Source organism: Microcoleus sp. LAD1_D3, from assembly GCF_036702135.1.
GTDB lineage: Bacteria > Cyanobacteriota > Cyanobacteriia > Cyanobacteriales > Microcoleaceae > Microcoleus.
Genome location: NZ_JAUBSB010000031.1, coordinates 1 through 17,798, shown reverse-complemented (window position 1 = coordinate 17,798; position 17,798 = coordinate 1). Strand labels below are relative to the sequence as shown.

15 protein-coding genes are annotated in these 17,798 nt (G+C 45.4%); 9 read left to right on the top strand and 6 right to left on the bottom strand.

Annotated elements, in window-relative coordinates; genetic code table 11:
• Nucleotides 1-32 precede the first annotated feature (32 nt).
• The 3 genes from QUA74_RS17815 to QUA74_RS17805 all read right to left on the bottom strand — a co-directional run bounded on the left by QUA74_RS17815 (nt 33) and on the right by QUA74_RS17805 (nt 2,424).
• Nucleotides 33-920, bottom strand: coding sequence for a flagellar assembly protein H (locus QUA74_RS17815; RefSeq protein WP_333331652.1), 888 nt, complete (start codon nt 918-920; stop codon nt 33-35).
• A 595-nt stretch (nt 921-1,515) separates the two neighbouring features.
• Complete coding sequence (locus QUA74_RS17810) at nt 1,516-1,770, bottom strand: hypothetical protein (RefSeq protein ID WP_333331649.1); 255 nt, start codon at nt 1,768-1,770, stop codon at nt 1,516-1,518.
• 48 nt (nt 1,771-1,818) lie between these two features.
• Nucleotides 1,819-2,424, bottom strand: coding sequence for a pentapeptide repeat-containing protein (locus QUA74_RS17805; protein WP_333331646.1), 606 nt, complete (start codon nt 2,422-2,424; stop codon nt 1,819-1,821).
• A 128-nt stretch (nt 2,425-2,552) separates the two neighbouring features.
• On the opposite strand from QUA74_RS17805, the gene purL reads away from it, so the two are divergent.
• From purL to QUA74_RS17775, 6 genes are all read left to right on the top strand, one after another.
• Complete coding sequence (purL, locus tag QUA74_RS17800; RefSeq protein ID WP_333331643.1) at nt 2,553-5,114, top strand: phosphoribosylformylglycinamidine synthase subunit PurL; 2,562 nt, start codon at nt 2,553-2,555, stop codon at nt 5,112-5,114.
• Nucleotides 5,115-5,301: 187 nt separating this feature from the next.
• Nucleotides 5,302-7,050: a bifunctional serine/threonine-protein kinase/formylglycine-generating enzyme family protein gene (locus QUA74_RS17795; protein ID WP_333331640.1), complete on the top strand. Its 1,749-nt coding sequence runs from the start codon at nt 5,302-5,304 to the stop codon at nt 7,048-7,050.
• Nucleotides 7,051-7,275: 225 nt separating this feature from the next.
• The gene (locus QUA74_RS17790) at nt 7,276-7,524 is read left to right on the top strand and encodes a type II toxin-antitoxin system ParD family antitoxin (RefSeq protein ID WP_333331638.1); all 249 of its coding nucleotides are present in this window, start codon (nt 7,276-7,278) and stop codon (nt 7,522-7,524) included.
• Nucleotides 7,521-7,847: a type II toxin-antitoxin system RelE/ParE family toxin gene (locus QUA74_RS17785; RefSeq protein WP_333331635.1), complete on the top strand. Its 327-nt coding sequence runs from the start codon at nt 7,521-7,523 to the stop codon at nt 7,845-7,847. Before QUA74_RS17790 ends, QUA74_RS17785 begins: the two co-directional genes overlap by 4 nt.
• Nucleotides 7,848-8,370: 523 nt before the next feature.
• On the top strand, nt 8,371-9,837 hold the full coding sequence (gene purF, locus QUA74_RS17780; protein WP_333331632.1) for an amidophosphoribosyltransferase: 1,467 nt from the start codon (nt 8,371-8,373) through the stop codon (nt 9,835-9,837).
• A 737-nt stretch (nt 9,838-10,574) separates the two neighbouring features.
• Entirely contained in the window at nt 10,575-11,660 is a 1,086-nt protein-coding gene (locus QUA74_RS17775) for a DUF3474 domain-containing protein (protein WP_333331629.1), read from the top strand.
• Nucleotides 11,661-12,189: 529 nt separating this feature from the next.
• On the opposite strand, the gene QUA74_RS17770 is transcribed toward QUA74_RS17775, so the two are convergent.
• Nucleotides 12,190-12,780 carry a hypothetical protein gene (locus QUA74_RS17770; protein ID WP_333331626.1) on the bottom strand — a complete coding sequence of 197 codons (591 nt, stop codon included), beginning with the start codon at nt 12,778-12,780 and terminating at the stop codon, nt 12,190-12,192.
• Nucleotides 12,781-13,017: 237 nt separating this feature from the next.
• Nucleotides 13,018-13,407: a DUF1830 domain-containing protein gene (locus tag QUA74_RS17765; protein ID WP_333331624.1), complete on the bottom strand. Its 390-nt coding sequence runs from the start codon at nt 13,405-13,407 to the stop codon at nt 13,018-13,020.
• A 374-nt stretch (nt 13,408-13,781) separates the two neighbouring features.
• Between QUA74_RS17765 and QUA74_RS17760 the strand changes: the two genes are divergently transcribed.
• Together QUA74_RS17760 and QUA74_RS17755 are read left to right on the top strand one after the other, a co-directional pair.
• Complete coding sequence (locus QUA74_RS17760; RefSeq protein ID WP_333331621.1) at nt 13,782-15,362, top strand: photosystem II high light acclimation radical SAM protein; 1,581 nt, start codon at nt 13,782-13,784, stop codon at nt 15,360-15,362.
• A gap of 454 nt (nt 15,363-15,816) precedes the next feature.
• Nucleotides 15,817-16,287 carry a hypothetical protein gene (locus QUA74_RS17755; RefSeq protein WP_333331618.1) on the top strand — a complete coding sequence of 157 codons (471 nt, stop codon included), beginning with the start codon at nt 15,817-15,819 and terminating at the stop codon, nt 16,285-16,287.
• Between the two features lie 133 nt (nt 16,288-16,420).
• Here the strand turns inward: QUA74_RS17755 and QUA74_RS17750 are convergent, their stop codons facing one another.
• Nucleotides 16,421-16,816: a pre-16S rRNA-processing nuclease YqgF gene (locus QUA74_RS17750; RefSeq protein ID WP_333331615.1), complete on the bottom strand. Its 396-nt coding sequence runs from the start codon at nt 16,814-16,816 to the stop codon at nt 16,421-16,423.
• 203 nt (nt 16,817-17,019) lie between these two features.
• Here QUA74_RS17750 and QUA74_RS17745 point away from each other — a divergent pair, with 203 nt between their 5' ends.
• On the top strand, nt 17,020-17,760 hold the full coding sequence (locus tag QUA74_RS17745; RefSeq protein ID WP_333331613.1) for a hypothetical protein: 741 nt from the start codon (nt 17,020-17,022) through the stop codon (nt 17,758-17,760).
• Nucleotides 17,761-17,798 lie beyond the last annotated feature (38 nt).

Sequence of the window (17,798 nt, the reverse complement as noted above, 5' to 3'; positions counted from 1 at the left end):
TTGTTTAAGAAGTCGGGGTTCTCGCCACATTGTTAGTTTTCAAGTGTATCGGGTAATCTAGCTATCAGATTTTCCAGCGATAATTGAGGCAATTCTGACAGCAGTAATGATAAATTTTCTGGGGATAAGCCGAGCAAATTGGGGATGAGATTAACGGGGCGTTCTTCTTGTCCTGATTCGCTGAAGCGGTTGTTCAAAACACTTTCCGCTAGCAAATTTTGGACTGGTTGGCGATCGATTTGTGCGATCGGCAGCATAGACAATTGCACCAACAACATCGTAAACTCGGCAGTAGGTAGAGCCGATACCGGGCGCACAAAAGTGAGAGTTAGGGGGTCTAACTCCCCAAATCTGACCTGCAAGAAACTCTCTAAAATCAACCGCTGTCCTTGTTCTCTTCCTTGTTCAATTCCTTGTTCTCTTCCTTGTTCTCTTCCTTGTTCTCTTCCTTGCTCAATTCCTTGTTCAATTCCTTGTTCTCTTCCTTGCTCAAGACCTTGTACAATACCTTGTACAAGACCTTGTTCTCGTGCTTCTTGTAACTTTTGTTGAAAAAGGGGTACGATCGCCATAACTAACTCCTGATCTTCATCATCCCCTGCGGGATTAGTTGGTGTATTCGCTTGCAAATTTTCCTGCAAGATGTAAAGTAATTGTAGCGCATTAGCTCGAATTGAAGCATCAATGGGAAATGCAGTTAATTCCGCGATCGCCCCTTGCTGCACTCGACCTCTACCCAGCATCCGCAACCACATCGTTTCTGGAGGTAGTTGGTGAATGGCGATTAAGCCAACTCTCCAAACCTCCGATAAAAAATAAACTCCTTTCCCCCAGCCCTCCGACTCTTCAGGAGTCCGAAAACCAAAACTGCTTAATAAAGCTTCCGAAGCAGTAGGAGTGAGAATCCACAACATCAACATCGGCAATTATCTTTCCTCGAAACGTTGATTTTCTCGATTAGACCGCCGCCCAAGTTCTGCCCTACTATTTAATAACTTAACAACACAGCTAAAAATTCCCTCAGCAGTCACAGGATTGCGAAACGGTTCAATTATCGCCGCCGTGGCAGCCATTTTACCAAGAAATTGGTCTAAAGCCCCGTCACTTCGGCTACCCTTCGGCTACGCTCAGTGCAAGGCTCAGTGCATCGCCTTCGCTTGACGGCTTTAATTAATTATCAACTTTTGTTAAGTGTTTTCTTGAACTTTCTTGCATTGTGTTCATTGTAGAGTACAATAACTATACTACAGGTAGAATAACCGCCGATACATGAGAGACACCACGCTCAAACGACTGGTCGGAAAACAATAATGGTTAGTGGGTAGCGAAAACCACGAAAAACATAGCTGGGCTAACTAATGTAAGCCAAAATCAGAGACTAAACTTTTTATTTTTAAAATGTACTGTGGGGCACACAGAAACAAGAGAAGCAATTCTCGAAAGCTTGGGGAGATAAACCCTCTGAGGCTATCTAAATTAAGCTCGATATTTGGTTCTTTTGAACGGATACCTGGTTTAAACACTGCCGCAAGGATAGATAGTTTTAAGGTAGGTCGCAGAACCAAGAATCCCCTCGCCTTCAGGCAGGGGAGTGTCAACTAACAAACCCAAACTTTGGACATATTCGCCCTCAAAAGAAGTTGGTTGAAACCAAACATCAATTTCTCTAACTTCAGCAGTGACATTTTTGCTCGTTTCTACTTCTCCAAGAGGCGACAATAACTCTTGGAGGTATTCTTTTGCAAACTGATCGTGGGGAAACTTAGTCATCCGATTTTAGATGGTATATTTTATATTTTAGATTTAGAAGCAGGTTGTCTACCACGGCACTCCTCGCGCATCGGAAAAATCGGCATCTAGAACCGCCCCCGGATCGAATACAGCATCAGTTAAATCAGCCTTTCTAAACGACGTTATCGACAATTTTTCTATTTGTTCAACAGCGATAAAAAAGCCGATCGCAGTTAACCCAAGAATTACCCCAGAAACCAAAAATAAGACAATTCCCCTGATAGTATCTCCGCCCAAAAATGTCACAATACCGCTAGCGCCGATCGCAGCAGCAGCCCCAGCCACAGCCCCCGCCACAATTCCAGCCTCGCACCGAGTCGCAGCAATCGCCGTAGCAGCCGTTCCGGCCACCGCCACAGCCCCCGCATCCGCCCCGGCTATCAGTCCAGTCAAAGCCCCAGCCGTCGTCACTGTCACCGCCGTTACGCCAGCCCTAGCAATCAAATTTCTCACCCGCCTGCGGCTTTGTCCGGTTCTGACACCCTGAAAATTTGCCCCCCTCAAAATCGCCCCGGTGAAATTGCAGCCTCGAATGTCGCAACCGCTGAAATTCGCCCCTGACAAGTCAAGCCCTTTAAAAGAACGGTTCCGCAAGTTTTGGTTAGCAAAATTGAGATTTTGAGGTTGAGTCATTCGATTTTAGATTTTAGATTTTAGATTAGCAAACCAAAAGCTTGGGATTTTAGATTTTAGATTTTAGATTTTAGATTAACCAACCACAGGGCATTTAGAATGAAGCCTGTGGTTTATAACGAGTTTCCATGTCTCCCATCTCCGAATCCCCATTTTCCCCCGAACAAATTGCCGCTGAAAGACTCAAACCAGAAGAATATGAAGAAATTGTTCAGCGTCTAGGTCGCCATCCCAATAAAGCTGAATTGGGAATGTTCGGCGTCATGTGGAGCGAACACTGCTGTTACAAAAATTCGCGGCCACTATTAAAACAGTTTCCCACAGAGGGCGATCGAATTCTCGTCGGGCCCGGAGAAAATGCCGGCGTCGTAGACTTGGGAGAAGGCTTGCAACTCGCCTTCAAAATTGAATCCCACAACCACCCGTCAGCAGTCGAACCTTTCCAAGGTGCAGCAACCGGTGTCGGCGGGATTCTCCGCGATATCTTCACAATGGGTGCACGCCCGATCGCACTTTTAAATTCCTTGCGTTTTGGCAACTTAGACGATGCTAAAACTCAAAGATTGTTCAAAGGCGTAGTATCGGGAATTTCCCATTATGGAAATTGCATCGGAGTACCCACTGTTGGCGGCGAAGTTTACTTCGATCCTGCTTATTCTGGCAACCCGCTAGTTAACGTCATGGCCTTGGGTTTAATGGAAACTCAAGAAATCGTCAAATCAGGGGCATCCGGCATCGGAAATCCCGTGCTTTACGTCGGTTCAACTACTGGCAGAGATGGCATGGGAGGAGCAAGTTTTGCCAGTGCAGAATTGACCGACAAATCAATGGACGATCGCCCCGCAGTCCAAGTAGGAGATCCATTTTTAGAAAAATCCTTAATTGAAGCTTGTTTAGAAGCATTCAAAACCGGTGCAGTCGTCGCCGCCCAAGACATGGGTGCGGCCGGAATCACCTGTTCCACATCAGAAATGGCCGCCAAAGGCGGGGTCGGCATTGAATTCGATTTAGACAAAGTTCCCGTTCGAGAAAGCGGCATGATTCCCTACGAATACTTGCTTTCCGAATCCCAAGAACGGATGTTGTTTGTTGCCCAAAAAGGACGCGAACAAGAATTAATCGATATTTTCCACCGCTGGGGATTGCACGCCGTAGTAGCGGGTACAGTGATTGAAGAGCCGATCGTCCGAATTCTATTTAAAGGCGAAATCGCTGCCGAAATTACCGCAACTGCTTTGGCAGATAACACGCCAATTTATCACAGAGAACTGTTGACAGAGCCGCCCGAATATGCTAAAAAAGCATGGGAATGGACGGCGGATTCGCTGCCCCAATCCACAGTTAAAGGTATCGAAATTAACGGCAATTTCCAAACTTGGACTCAGATTTTGCTGACGCTTTTAGATACTCCCACCATCGCTTCTAAACGCTGGGTTTATCGCCAATACGACCATCAAGTGCAAAACAATACTGTTGTTTTGCCGGGAGGTGCTGATGCTGCGGTTGTCAGATTGCGTCCCCTAGAACCTTGCCACTCTTCCCTTGCTAACGGGTTAGAAGTACACCCCCTTGCTAAGGGGGATCTACTGAGAGAAAATGCTGTTTCTCTAGCTTCCGAAAGCAAACAGGAAGAAGAAGTAATTCCTCTATTTACAAAGGCACAAGGTAGGGAAACTCCCAAACTTTCTCCCCCCCTTAGCAAGAAGGAAGCGCCCCTGGGGATGATTCCTGGAGTTGCTGCAACGGTTGATTGCAATTCTCGTTATGTTTATCTCGATCCTTATGAAGGTGCAAAAGCAGTCGTAGCGGAAGCAGCGAGAAACTTAAGCTGTGTGGGTGCTGAACCTCTCGCAGTTACTGATAATTTGAATTTTGGCAGTCCCGAAAAGCCGATCGGATATTGGCAGTTAGCGTCAGCTTGTCGCGGAATTGCTGATGCTTGTCGGGAGTTGGGAACGCCTGTGACTGGGGGGAATGTTTCTCTTTACAATGAAACGGTTGATGCTGAGGGAAACCCTCAACCAATTTATCCGACTCCGGTAATCGGAATGGTGGGGTTAATTCCCGATTTGAAGAAGATTTGCGGCCAAGCTTGGCTAAAGAAAGGTGATTTAATTTATGTGCTGGGAATGGGGGAATCATCCCAAAACTCAGAACTTTCATCTGAAAGCTCAAAAATCGAAACTTCTCCAACTCTCGGAGGTTCGGAATATTTAGCAGCAATTCACGGGATTGTCGCTGGGAAACCGCCAAGGATAGATTTTGAGTTAGAAAGAAAAGTGCAATCGGTTTGTCGCGATGGAATTCGGCAAGGTTGGGTAGGTTCTGCCCATGATTGTGCGGAAGGTGGAATTGCGATCGCCCTCGCGGAATCTTGTATCTCTGCTAAAATGGGTGCGGAAATTCATCTCAGTTTCAACTCGGCAAATGTCAGCCGCTGGGATGAAATTTTGTTTGGTGAAATGGGCAACTGCATTGTAGTTTCAGTCGCACCGAAAAATCAAGAGATTTGGGAGTCTTACCTGCAAGAACATTTGACCAAAATGTGGCATAAGATTGGTTTAGTTTGCTGTGCTGAATCACCTTTGCGGGTTGTGAGTGCTGACAATCAAGTTTTAATTGAGGTTGCGATGGGTGATATGGGCGATCGATTCTATAATGCGATCGAGCGTCGGATTGCATCTGTCTAATCGCATTCCCTACAAAGGGCGGTTGAAACCGCCTCTACACAGACGAAACCCGCCGACGCGGGTTTAAAATTTTCAGTCCGCGCAGGCGGAGTTTGTTTGTGCAGAAGCGATTTCAAACGCCCAATTAATCGTCGAGTCAATCGCCCAGTCAATCTATACAATATAAACAGTATCATTCCTAAAATAAATGATTTGCTGTATCAATCCCAACTGCGAAAAGCCTGACAACCCCGACGGACAAACATATTGCATCAGTTGTGGCGTTAAACTCGTACTTATCCTGCGAAATCGTTTCCGCATGATCAAATTCCTCGGTAAAGGTGGCTTCGGCAGAACTTATTTAGCAGAAGATATTGATAAACTAAATCAACGCTGTGTCGTTAAACAATTAGCACCAAATGTCCAGGGGACTTGGGCGATTAGCAAAGCGGGAGAATTATTTCAGCAAGAAGCCAGACAACTGCAACAGCTAGGACAACATCCCCAAATTCCCTCCCTTGATGCCTACTTTGAAGACAACAAATATTTGTATCTCGTACAGCAGTTTGTCGATGGTGATAATTTGTTAAACCTTTTGCAAAAGCAGGGAATTTGGCAAGAAAGCCAAGTTAAGCAACTATTACTCGAACTTCTACCTGTTCTCAAGTTTATTCACGAACAAAAAATTATTCACCGAGATATCAAGCCTGAGAATATTATGCGCCGTCGCTGCGACGGTTTGTTAATGTTGATTGATTTCGGAGTTTCCAAACAGTTGTCGGGAACAGTGATGTCGAGACTGGGAACGCGAATTGGTTCGGATGGTTATGTACCCATTGAACAAATGAAAGGGGGTGAAGCTTATCCAGCCAGCGATTTGTTTAGCTTGGGGGCGACTGCTTTTCATCTACTGACAGGGCTATATCCTTTTGATTTGTGGGTGGATCAAGGTTATAGTTGGACAGCCAATTGGCAGCAACATTTGAAAAGCCCCATAGAAAAGGGATTGGAAGTGATTTTATCTAAGTTGTTGGCAAAAGATATTCAGCAGCGCTATCAATCAGCCGAGGAAGTTTTAAGAGATTTTCAACGTCAGTCAAGACAAACTCCCGCACCGACACCAACTCCGGCGCCGACTTTACAAAGGTTTGACTTTGAAGTGGTGACAGTTGATGTGCGGGGTAATATAACTAGCCGTCAACGCCGTCAAGCACAATTTATTAGTGAAAATTTAGGTAGCGGTGCAATCTTAGACATGGTAGCAATTCCTGGCGGCCGTTTCGTGATGGGTTCCCCCAGTACAGAAGCAGGGCGAAGTAACAATGAAGGGCCGCAGCGTACTGTTAATATCTCTCCTTTTTTTATGGGTAAATATCCCATTACTCAAGAACAGTGGGAAGTAGTGATGGGGAATAACCCTTCTGATATCAAAGGTTTGAAACGTCCTGTAGAACAAGTAAGCTGGAATAATGCTCTGGAATTCTGCCAGAAAATTTCTCAAAAAACCGGCAAGATTTATCGCTTACCTTCGGAAGCCGAATGGGAATATGCTTCTCGCGCCGGAACTACAACGCCTTTCTATTTTGGTGACACGATTACCCCGGATTTAGTTAATTATGATGGCAATTATCCCTACGGTGCTGCGCCGAAGGGATTTTACCGCAAACAAACAACGGATGTGGGGAGTTTTCCGCCGAATCCGTTTGGTTTGTATGATATGCACGGGAATGTTTGGGAATGGTGCAGCGATAAATGGCATGGTAATTATAACGGCGCACCGACTGATGGAAGTTCTTGGGAAACTGGAACAGATAATAACCGAGTGCTGCGTGCTGGTGCCTGGAACTGCAATACGGTCTATTGCCGTAGTGCCTATCGTGGCAGGAATTGGGCGGTCCATCGCAGCAGGCACCTCGGTTTTCGCGTTGCGGTAGCTTCGGTTTCTTCCTCGTCCTAGTTTCCGCGTAGTAGTGGTACGGTGCGTCGCCTTGAACAATCTACAAATCAAATCGACAATCTCGCAGCGACGCACCGCGAGAGTCAGTCAGGTGCGTCGCCATCTCAAATCTGCAAATTTCATCAAAAATCTCACAGCGACGCACCCTACAAAAACGGAAATTGATCGAACCTGATTTATAATAATTTAAATATCCAAGGTCACACATCAGGAAGGATAAAAAATATGGCCCTCAATCTTCCTCTTCCCGATTCAATTCAAAATTTTATTAACGAACAAGTGGCAATCGGAGGCTACAGTAATGCAGCGGAATACATCTTGCACCTAATTCGCCAAGAACAAGCAAGAGCCGCGCGGGTTGAGTCGTTATTGTTGGCTGGTTTGGATAGTGGCAATTCTATAGAGATTACCGAGGATTGGTGGGAGCAAAAACGCGCTCATTTGGTACAGGAACTTGACCGACAGCAGCAATGACTAAACGGATTGTCATTACACCAAGAGCAAGTCAAGATTTAGACGAAAATTTTGCTTATATTGCTCAAAATAATCTTGATGCTGCATTGCGTTTTTTTGATGCAGCACGTCAGACATTTGCGAAATTGGCTCAAATGTCGGGAATGGGTCGCCTGTATCCGGTTCAAAATCCACGGTTGGAGGGTTTGCGAAGATTGTCAGTTAGGGGTTTTGAGAATTATCTGATTTTCTATCTGTCTTTTGATAACTATATGGAGGTAGTGAGAATTCTGCACGCAGCGAGAGATTTAGAGGAAGTTTGGTCAGGAGATGAAGCTGATTGACTTTGTAGAGTAGGAAAATTTTTCAGGCTGCGAAATCTCCATCCCACGGTTCACTCCTGTGGACATTACTTAATACTCGATCGCGCCCAAAATGACTTTATGTGGCCGCACAGATTCCCATGATGATATACTAGGTCAATTCCCTGAAAAAGTCAAGAGCGATCGCCCTTAAATCCTAATATTTGAAAAAGCCCCTCAAGCAAGTTTCTAATTTGTTTTCCATTGCACGATAGCCGATCTCTTCAGTCTCGCGTTGCGCCGACTTCGTTTGACAATCGCCGAATCCCTCGACAAATCCCTCGCCCGCCCTTAATCAAGGTTAGTATAGGATTGGGGGGCGATCGATACTACAATGCCATTAAACGCCGCATCGCTTCTGTCTGAAATGCTACACGACTTGGAAATAATGACAGATCCGTGGCAAGATTAAGGGAATGTTAAGTTATGCGACGCTTTCGCAAACCAGATTTCCCGCTGAAATTGTCCCCCTAACCCACCTTCCCCATTAGGAACCCATCCATCTATGATTCCCAACCATTCCTTCGCGGCTGACGAGCATTCTAGCAAACCCGACAAGCCCGAGGAAGCTTGTGGCGTTTTCGGTATCTACGCACCGGGTGAAGATGTCGCCAAGTTGACCTACTTCGGTTTGTATGCTTTGCAGCACCGCGGTCAGGAATCAGCAGGAATTGCCACTTTTGAAGGTGAAAAAGTCCACCTGCACAAAGATATGGGACTGGTTTCCCAAGTCTTTAACGAATCGAGTTTAGGTCACTTGCCCGGTAACTTAGCCGTAGGCCACACTCGCTACTCTACTACCGGCTCGTCGCGGGTTGTCAACGCTCAACCTGTTGTCGTCCAAACCCGTTTGGGAAGTCTCGCCTTAGCACATAACGGAAATCTTGTCAATACCAAAGAATTGCGGGAAGAATTGCTGTCTCGGAAGTGCGAATTTGTCAGTACGACGGATTCAGAGGCGATCGCAGTGGCGATCGGCTCCGAGGTAGACAAGGGCAAAGACTGGCTGGAAGCAGCGATCAGTGCCTTTGCTATGTGCCAAGGAGCCTTTAGTTTGACGATCGCCACCCCCAAAGGCGTGATGGGAGTCCGGGACCCGCACGGCGTCCGCCCGCTGGTAATTGGCATCCTGCCCACAACTCCGGTACGATACGTTTTAGCATCGGAAACTTGTGGCTTGGATATTATCGGTGCTGAATTTTTGCGCGACGTAGAACCCGGGGAATTAGTTTGGATTACAGAGGAAGGTATGGCTTCCTTCCACTGGAGCCAGCAGCAGAAACGCAAACTTTGCATCTTTGAAATGATCTATTTTGCTCGCCCCGATAGCCAAATGGAAGGTGAAAGTTTGTACAGCTACCGCCTGCGGATCGGGCGTTTGTTGGCAGCAGAATCTCCCGCTGATGCTGATATAGTCATCGGCGTTCCCGATTCTGGAATCCCGGCGGCGATCGGCTTTTCTCAAGCTTCCGGCATTCCTTACGCCGAAGGATTGATTAAAAACCGCTACGTGGGGCGCACTTTTATTCAACCGACTCAGACAATGCGGGAGTCAGGAATCCGCATGAAACTCAACCCTCTCAAAGATGTCTTGGAAGGGAAGCGAGTAATTATTATCGATGATTCGATCGTGCGCGGTACTACCAGCCGCAAAATCGTCAAAGCCTTGCGGGATGCGGGTGCAACCGCAGTTCACATGAGAATTTCCTCGCCGCCGGTGACTCATCCGTGTTTCTACGGGATCGACACCGACAATCAAGATCAGTTGATTGCGGCTACTAAGTCAGTCGCAGAAATAGGCGCCCAAATTGGGGTTGATTCTTTGGCTTTCTTGAGTTGGGATGGAATGCTGAAGGCGACTAACGAAGACCCGATGAGTTTTTGTTCGGCGTGTTTCACTGGCGATTATCCGATCGACGTTCCAGAAATGGTAAAACGGTCTAAGCTCATATTAGAAAAAGCTGGAACCTAAAAAATCAAAAAGCGAGAAAGCGATCGCCCGCCACTTTCCGCAATTTAGGGATTTTCAAGTTTTTCTGGTAAGTCATTGTCAGAATGTGTGTAGAAATGTTACATTAACTTAGCTTTAGCAATTCTTGCAGAATTGGTGAACTGTAGTGAACAGTCGCTTGGGTAGAACTTGTGTGAAACCCAACACTCGGATTGGAGATTGGAGATTGGAGATTGGAGATTGGAGATTTGTGCTTGAATCTAAAATCGCCAATCTAAAATCGATGGTTTTTCCCTACACTCTCGTTCACAATTCCTGCTCGAAACGCTGTATGCTACCTGCAGACTGGAGGTAGTTCCTCCAGATGTCCACTCTCAGATTGAAGTCGCATTTCGCACCAACAACGGGCACATGAGATTTTTTCAGATAACAGGGTCGATCGCACTAATTTTTCCCACACAAGTATTCCACAAGCCAACTTGCTTGAGAATCGCGGACGGGCTAATCCTGCGAACTAAAGAACTTTAGAAACCCTTGCAGAGTAAAAATATGGCTCCTTGCAGGTTGAATGTTACCTCACCTGCATAGGGATACAGCCCCCCGACTCCTGTCCGGGAGAGCCAAAGAATTTAGATCTTAGTTTAAGCCCCCAGATTCATCTGTGGAGTGAATCTAAAATCTAAAATCTAAAATCTAAAATCGATTGACTGTTACAAGGCGGAATGCGGTTTCTCAAGTCAGCTTAAATCGGAAACTTCGTGCAATCAAATACTGTTCTCAATCCCCCGAGCAATCAAGACTCGTCCTCTCGTACAACAGAGTTACCTTTTACTCTTCAAGATATCAAGGCAGCCATTCCAGCCCACTGTTTTGAGCCCTCGGCATGGAAATCTCTGGCTTATTTCTTTTTAGATATTGGCATCATCGCAGGTTTGTATGCGATCGCCTACACCGTCGATTCCTGGCTGTTTTATCCAATCTTTTGGTTGATGCAGGGAACCATGTTTTGGGCATTGTTTGTAGTGGGCCACGACTGCGGACACGGTTCATTTTCTAAGAGCAAATGGCTCAACAACCTTATCGGACACCTCTCCCACGCTCCAATTCTCGTGCCCTTCCACGGTTGGCGGATTAGTCACAGAACCCACCACGCAAATACAGGCAGCTTAGATAACGATGAAAGCTGGTATCCGGTATCGGAGAGCAAATACAATCAAATGCCTTGGTACGAAAAGCTGGGACGCTTTTATTTGATGTTATTTGCCTACCCAATTTATCTATTTCGGCGATCGCCCGATCGGGCAGGTTCTCACTTCATGCCCGGTAGCCCGATTTTCCGTCCGTCCGAAAAATGGGATGTGTTGACGAGTTCCGCATCCTTGGTACTGATGGTAGGCTTTTTAGGCGCCCTAACCTATCAGTTTGGTTGGCTGTTTTTACTCAAGTTCTACTTGGTTCCCTATGTAGTGTTCGTGATGTGGCTGGATTTGGTCACATTCCTGCACCACACAGAAGCTGATATTCCTTGGTATCGCGGTAAAGATTGGTCTTTCTTGAAAGGTGCATTGTCTACGATCGATCGCGACTACGGAATCATCAATTCCATCCATCACGATATCGGCACCCACGTAGCCCACCACATTTTCTCGACAATGCCACACTATCACTTGAAGGAAGCAACAGAAGCAATTAAACCAGTCTTGGGCGATTATTATCGCAAGTCAACCGAGCCAATTTGGAAGAGCTTTATTCGCTCTTACTGGGATTGTCATTTTGTTTCGGATACAGGTTCTGGAGTTTACTACGAATCACCTAACAGTCGGCGATCGGCTGGAGTTAAGTAGCTTAAATAAACAATAGAATACGCAAAAACCCGGCTTCTTAAAGAAACCGGGTTTTTCTTTTTTGCGCGTGTTGGATAATAAGATGTTCCACATTTAACCTGCATATTTGGGGCGGGCAAGATGCCCAACCCCTACTCCCCACAAAAATTTTAAGAGTTTTAAAAATGCAAACTAGCTCAATGTTTTTTAGCTAATCTTAGCCACATAAACTATCACAATCAAAGAGGTTTGTAAGTAATCGCGCGTTTAATCTATATACTTATTTTGATGGACAATCTTGTGGGCAGTTGCTTCTAAGCTGTTCTGCCTTTAAATTGTACGTCAAAAAACAATCAAACTTTTGTGGGGAGTAGGGGTTGGGCGTCCCGCCCGCCTCTAACGTGCAATTTAAATGCGCGACAGCTTAGCCCGCCCCAAATATAAAAACTAAATGCAGTACCGCTTATTCAGGACTTCAGTCCGAGCAAGTTTTATGAGGACTAAATTCCTCAGTACCAACTTTATAACAGTTATTGTACCGGACATAATATTACAGATTACCTTTAAGCCCGATCGCCGTGACCATCGTCCACGCATCCACCAACAGCAGCAGCAGCGTACAGAAGAGCAAAATAAGATACATCCAAGGCTGCGACAAAGGGCGGACATCTCTAGTATCAATACCTGTTTTTGCTTCCACCAAACCGACTAATTTACCAAACCCAGCCACTCGCATTGGCAGCAAATAACCTTCACCCGAATGACTCAAAAAATAGTAAACTAAACCTCCTTGACCTGTCGATCGAGGTTTGAGAGCTTTCACCTCACTCCAAGGTAGCGACCAACCCTTGCGAAAAAAACGCGGAAACCAGTTGGGATATGTGACTTCAATCCCTTCCTCGCTCAAAATTACCCTTTCACTGAGCACGCCGTACAGGCCCACAGCCCCGACAACTATTGCCGCCCAGAGTGCGGCCGGGGGTACCGGTGCTTTCGTTACTTCCGACAAAAACGGCAATGGAATTGTCAGGGCTGTGTACAAGCTCAACAGCGTGATTCTAATCAGGGGAGAAAGCCGGAATACCGCCGGCTTAAATACTGGGGCCGAAGATGGGGGAAATGCGATCGGTTGTGCTGACATGGCTGAAATTCGACAAGCTGTTTAAGGATATTTTTGCACAGTTGTCGATCCCGCCAACAAAACTCAGGGAAATACGAAAAACCGGACAATATTTGCAGTTGTGAGTTTTGATATAAAATTCATTTCAGAAACTTTGATTCTTAAGTGCTGAGTTTTTACCACTTTGCAGAAGTTGGAATTTTGAGCGCAGAGTTATCAATTAACTGACAATGTATAACTCAAAACTCACAACTTCGATTAATCGACGGCGGTTAGTGCCGGTACAGTCAAAGGTTCTGAGAGTTCTCGGGATTTGGGGCGGCCGGCCATTACTGCTCGATCGCTCTGAACTGCCTCTGGGGATCTGCTAGGATTGACGTTTGAATAGGGGCCTTCGTTAATCTGCAAGCGATCGCAAGGAATTTTATCCGACAAAATTGCACTAGCCATCATCCCGGTGTGAATTTCCAATGCTGCGGCCCGTATTGCTTCAAACACTAAGCGCTGTCCGGGAAACACTACTCGTTCAAAGTACCAGTTAGGAATGTTGGCGATGCGAGCAATCTGAATTTGACTGGTGGCGTTGACGTAGCAGCACAGAATCTTGCTGTCAATGTCTGAGGGTACGGGGTCAAGAATTTGAGCCATAACTGCTGAGGGAGCCTTGCCTAAAAGTTTTAGTTATCTTCTCAGGCTAACACTAGGCGATCCCGGCTACTGTAAAGCCGACTACCAACTCCCCAATACATGAGAGACCGATCGTACCTAAATTTAAATTTAACCGGATAAATATCTGGTTTTTAACTCCCCGCTGGGATTTTCTGTCAAAATACGCTGTATTTACTTAAAAATTAGCTTTTTTCTGCTGCTCTCGCCGATCGACACCAACAAGCTCGGCCTTGAGCCAAATAGAAAAATTTAAGAATATTTAATGTCAAATTGCGAAAATTAGACAGATTGTAAAGTTATATTAAAAGAATATTAACATAGCTGAAAAAGTTCCACTTTAGGATATGGCAATCATGGAAAACCGAGAAAACCGAGTCCTGTACGTTCGCCTCCCTTGCAATCCGATTTTCCCGATCGGAGTTGTCTATCTTTCGGATCACGTACACAAGCTGTTTCCCGATGTCGAACAGCGCATTTTCGATTTAGGTGCGGTGCCACCCCTGGATTTCGCTAAAGCTTTGGATGCCAGCATAGACGAGTTTAAGCCGACTCTGCTGGTTTTCTCTTGGCGGGACATTCAAATTTACGCGCCCGTGGGCGGTAGAGGCGGCAATCCGCTGCAAAATGCCTTCGAGTTTTACTACGCCAAAAACCTGCTAATCAAGTTCCGGGGAGCACTCGGAGGACTGCGTTTAGCCACGTCTTACTACACCGAACTCTGGCGCAATTTGGGACTGATTAAGCGCGGATTGAAGCGGGCCCGGAAATACCGCCCCGAAGCTCGTGCAGTGGTCGGTGGCGGTGCTGTGAGCGTGTTTTACGAGCAGTTGGGACGCAGTTTGCCGGCGGGAACTGTGGTTTCGGTGGGGGAAGGCGAAGCTTTGCTGGAGAAGTTGATTAAGGGCGAAGATGTGGCCGAGGAAAGGTGTTATGTGGTGGGAGAAACCGTGCCGCGCGCGAGGCTAATTCACGAAAAGCCAGCCAACATCGAGAAAACTGCTTGCGATTATAACTACATCGAAACCATTTGGCCGGAATTTTCCTATTATCTACAGGATATGGACTTCTACGTCGGAGTCCAAACCAAGCGCGGCTGTCCTCATAATTGCTGTTACTGCATTTATACGGTGATTGAAGGGAAACAAGTGCGGATCAATCCAGCGGATGAGGTGGTAGCGGAGATTCGGCAATTGTACGATCGAGGTATCCGCAATTTCTGGTTTACCGACGCTCAATTTATCCCCGCACGCAAATTCATCGACGATGCAGTTGAATTATTGCAAAAAATCATCGCCGCCGGCATGACTGACATCCACTGGGCTGCTTACATCCGTGCGGATAATCTCACACCAGAGTTGTGTGATTTGATGGTAAAAACGGGGATGAATTACTTTGAGATCGGCATCACCAGCGGTTCCCAGGAACTGGTTAGGAAAATGCGGATGGGCTACAACTTGCGAGTAGTTTTGGAAAATTGTCGCGATTTAAAAGCAGCAGGTTACAATGATCTGGTTTCCGTTAATTACTCGTTTAACGTCATTGACGAAACCTTTGAAACCATCCGGCAAACTATTGCTTATCACCGAGAATTAGAGCGAATTTTCGGAGCCGATAAAGTGGAACCCGCGATTTTCTTTATCGGGTTGCAGCCGCACACAATTTTGGAAGAATACGCCTTTAAACAGGAGATTCTGCAACCGGGTTACGATCCGATGAGTTTGATGCCTTGGACAGCGCGCAAATTGCTGTGGAATCCCGAACCTTTGGGTTCGTTTTTCGGACAAATTTGTTTAGAAGCTTGGCAGCGGAATTCCAATGATTTCGGCCGCGAAGTGATGGCTATTTTGGAGGAAAAACTCGGCTGTGCGGATTTGGAAGAGGCATTAACGGCGCCTGTGGAAATCAAAGGCAAACAATTGGCAGCAGTTAATTAATTACAAGGTTCGCAGTCAGGAATTGTGCCTTAAAAAAGGGGGAATGGGAAGGAAAATGTATCTTTTCTTTCCCTTTTTATTATTTAATAAATGGGTAAGCGCAAATAAACATTACCGTGTAACTGAGTCAGTTCGAGATGGGGGGCTAGAAAGCCGGTTTCTACGAAAATAACAGCTTGAGTAATGAGAAATGCCTGAAGGAACAGGGTTTCTTAGATCAGCCTGCACAAGTCATACGATCGTACAATTGTCATCAATGCAAGAGATTGCTTTCCTTCGAGCGCATTGACATACTTATGTATTTTCACTGGTGTAGGGCGCGCAGTTCGCACCTTACTTAAACCGAGGGTTTAGGTTGTTGGTGCACCCACCTCACCTCTGATATTAAATATTATTAATATCCAGCAAAGATCGCTTAAGATGTAATTATATAGTTAAAACCAGGAGTGACAAGATGTTTTATAAAGATAGAGTTAAGGGCATTAAAGGAATAGTTCTAGTTATGGTGGGGATTAGTGCGATTCCCTTCGGGATAGCTTCGCTTCACGGCTTTTTGACAGCCTCAGCAAAAGCAACAGCACTAAATCAACCGATTGCCAAAGTCCCGGCGATCGCACCCAACACTTTGGGCAATAATCAACCGCTGCAAATTGCTCAAGTTGAGGGATGTCCGAGGGCCGAAATGGTGCAATTTTTCGCAACGCCCAACTTTTCTATATACATTTGCAAAACCCAGGAAGGCGATATTTTTTACCGCGGCCTCAGCAAAATAAATGGCACCCAAATCAATGTCATGCAAGTAACGACAGGTGACGACGGAACTTATGAAGCGACTAACGGCAATATTATCTATTCGATTAACCCGGAACGCCTACAAGTCCGCCAGAATGGTAAGGTAATTTTGACGGAAGCTGTCATCAAGTAACACTAACTGTTATTTAATGATAAATTCACTAAATTCAGGGTGTATTTTATTTAAGTTAAAAATTCAAGAGCAGCCCAAACATATTGATTCCTTAATTATCAAAGCTCATCAGTGGTAACGCTTATAAAATTGACTAACTTTTGTTTAAATACCTCTGAATTAGGACGATCGCCACAATATCGTCCACTGGTCTCGGTGGCGTTCGCATCCCCTTCGGAATTAAGCGCTGAACTCCTGTCGGAGGGTACATTTGCCAGTAGCGTTCCCTCGCTTCTAAACTGCTGTATCTCTCATCAACCTGAACAATTTTGAGCGCAGGCGACAAACTTTGCGTCAGTTTGTGTTTCCAACTCTTAGAAGTTGTTTGATCTCCCATCACCAATAACTCAATAGAAAACTGTTCGCACAGAGATTGAATAGTAGATATCGCTGCTTCCGACAGCACAACTTGATGGTAGCAGACGTTCTTATCTATACCCATTACAGCGATGCCGCACTTGTCTTTACCTGGATCGAAACCTAAAATCATATTTATGAGTCCTGTGTTAATAAGTTTGTAGTTGCGCTGTTGTAGTCGAGGAAACCCATCACCCACCTATATCTAATCTGACATTTACATTATTGAATGTCTCAAAATATTTGCGGGCGATCGCACGTATTTGGCTTGATTTTTTTGTGGGATTGACATATTATATCATCATGGGAATCCCTATTTAACTGGGAGTTGTAATAATGGAAGTCGAATTTGGTCAGGTTCAGGAATACAATACAGAAAGAGGTTTCGGCTTTGTAAGCCGCACATTTAGGAATGCTAATCAACGACATAAAAAAAATGTTTGGTTTCACATCAAAAAAATCAAGTGTGATTACCCAAATTTGGCAAATGAATTAGACGCTGGCTCCTTCGCCAATATTAACTTTTGGTACGAAGTTGATAATAGCGATCGCGAAAAGGTCGGTAAAGTCTGGCTAGACCCAAAAGATATTCCTCAGCAGCAACGAGATAGTTTATTTTATCATATTGAACAAATATGGTGCAATCCTATTAATGCCCTTCCTGAATGGCTAGATTCGCTCACAATTACTGTGGTTGGACAAGTTCGCAAAGATGAGTTGAAGCAACTTTATGATGAACAAATCCGTAAGCGAAATGAAGTAAAAGAGCAAGAAAAAATACAGAGACAACTTCGACGTGAACAGGCGATGCGGAGTAACAATCAAACTCCATCGTCTAAAGATCCAGTGGAAGTACATCTAGATGATGCAAAGAATATTCAAATTCCATCAGATACAGAGCGTTTTCGTACTGAGAGAGGAATAATTGAGGCAATTTTCTCTAGTGAGATGCACGGCTTACCCCCTGAATTAATGAAAATTGTTAGACCATGCCCAAGGGGAAGTAGGATAAACCCGCTTTCTTGTGAGCCAGGTGGCAGTGACCAAAAAAACGGGATTCAAGCCCCGTCCTTCTAGGACGGCTTTTCTTGATTTCTAATATATTCCTTCAAAAC

Bases quoted from the DNA above. Each gene is read 5' to 3' on its own strand.
- QUA74_RS17815 (WP_333331652.1), bottom strand. From the start codon at position 920: ATGTTGATGTTGTGGATTCTCACTCCTACTGCTTCGGAAGCTTTATTA.
- QUA74_RS17810 (WP_333331649.1), bottom strand. From the start codon at position 1,770: ATGACTAAGTTTCCCCACGATCAGTTTGCAAAAGAATACCTCCAAGAG.
- QUA74_RS17805 (WP_333331646.1), bottom strand. From the start codon at position 2,424: ATGACTCAACCTCAAAATCTCAATTTTGCTAACCAAAACTTGCGGAAC.
- purL (WP_333331643.1), top strand. From the start codon at position 2,553: ATGTCTCCCATCTCCGAATCCCCATTTTCCCCCGAACAAATTGCCGCT.
- QUA74_RS17795 (WP_333331640.1), top strand. From the start codon at position 5,302: ATGATTTGCTGTATCAATCCCAACTGCGAAAAGCCTGACAACCCCGAC.
- QUA74_RS17790 (WP_333331638.1), top strand. From the start codon at position 7,276: ATGGCCCTCAATCTTCCTCTTCCCGATTCAATTCAAAATTTTATTAAC.
- QUA74_RS17785 (WP_333331635.1), top strand. From the start codon at position 7,521: ATGACTAAACGGATTGTCATTACACCAAGAGCAAGTCAAGATTTAGAC.
- purF (WP_333331632.1), top strand. From the start codon at position 8,371: ATGATTCCCAACCATTCCTTCGCGGCTGACGAGCATTCTAGCAAACCC.
- QUA74_RS17770 (WP_333331626.1), bottom strand. From the start codon at position 12,780: ATGTCAGCACAACCGATCGCATTTCCCCCATCTTCGGCCCCAGTATTT.
- QUA74_RS17765 (WP_333331624.1), bottom strand. From the start codon at position 13,407: ATGGCTCAAATTCTTGACCCCGTACCCTCAGACATTGACAGCAAGATT.
- QUA74_RS17760 (WP_333331621.1), top strand. From the start codon at position 13,782: ATGGAAAACCGAGAAAACCGAGTCCTGTACGTTCGCCTCCCTTGCAAT.
- QUA74_RS17755 (WP_333331618.1), top strand. From the start codon at position 15,817: ATGTTTTATAAAGATAGAGTTAAGGGCATTAAAGGAATAGTTCTAGTT.
- QUA74_RS17750 (WP_333331615.1), bottom strand. From the start codon at position 16,816: ATGATTTTAGGTTTCGATCCAGGTAAAGACAAGTGCGGCATCGCTGTA.
- QUA74_RS17745 (WP_333331613.1), top strand. From the start codon at position 17,020: ATGGAAGTCGAATTTGGTCAGGTTCAGGAATACAATACAGAAAGAGGT.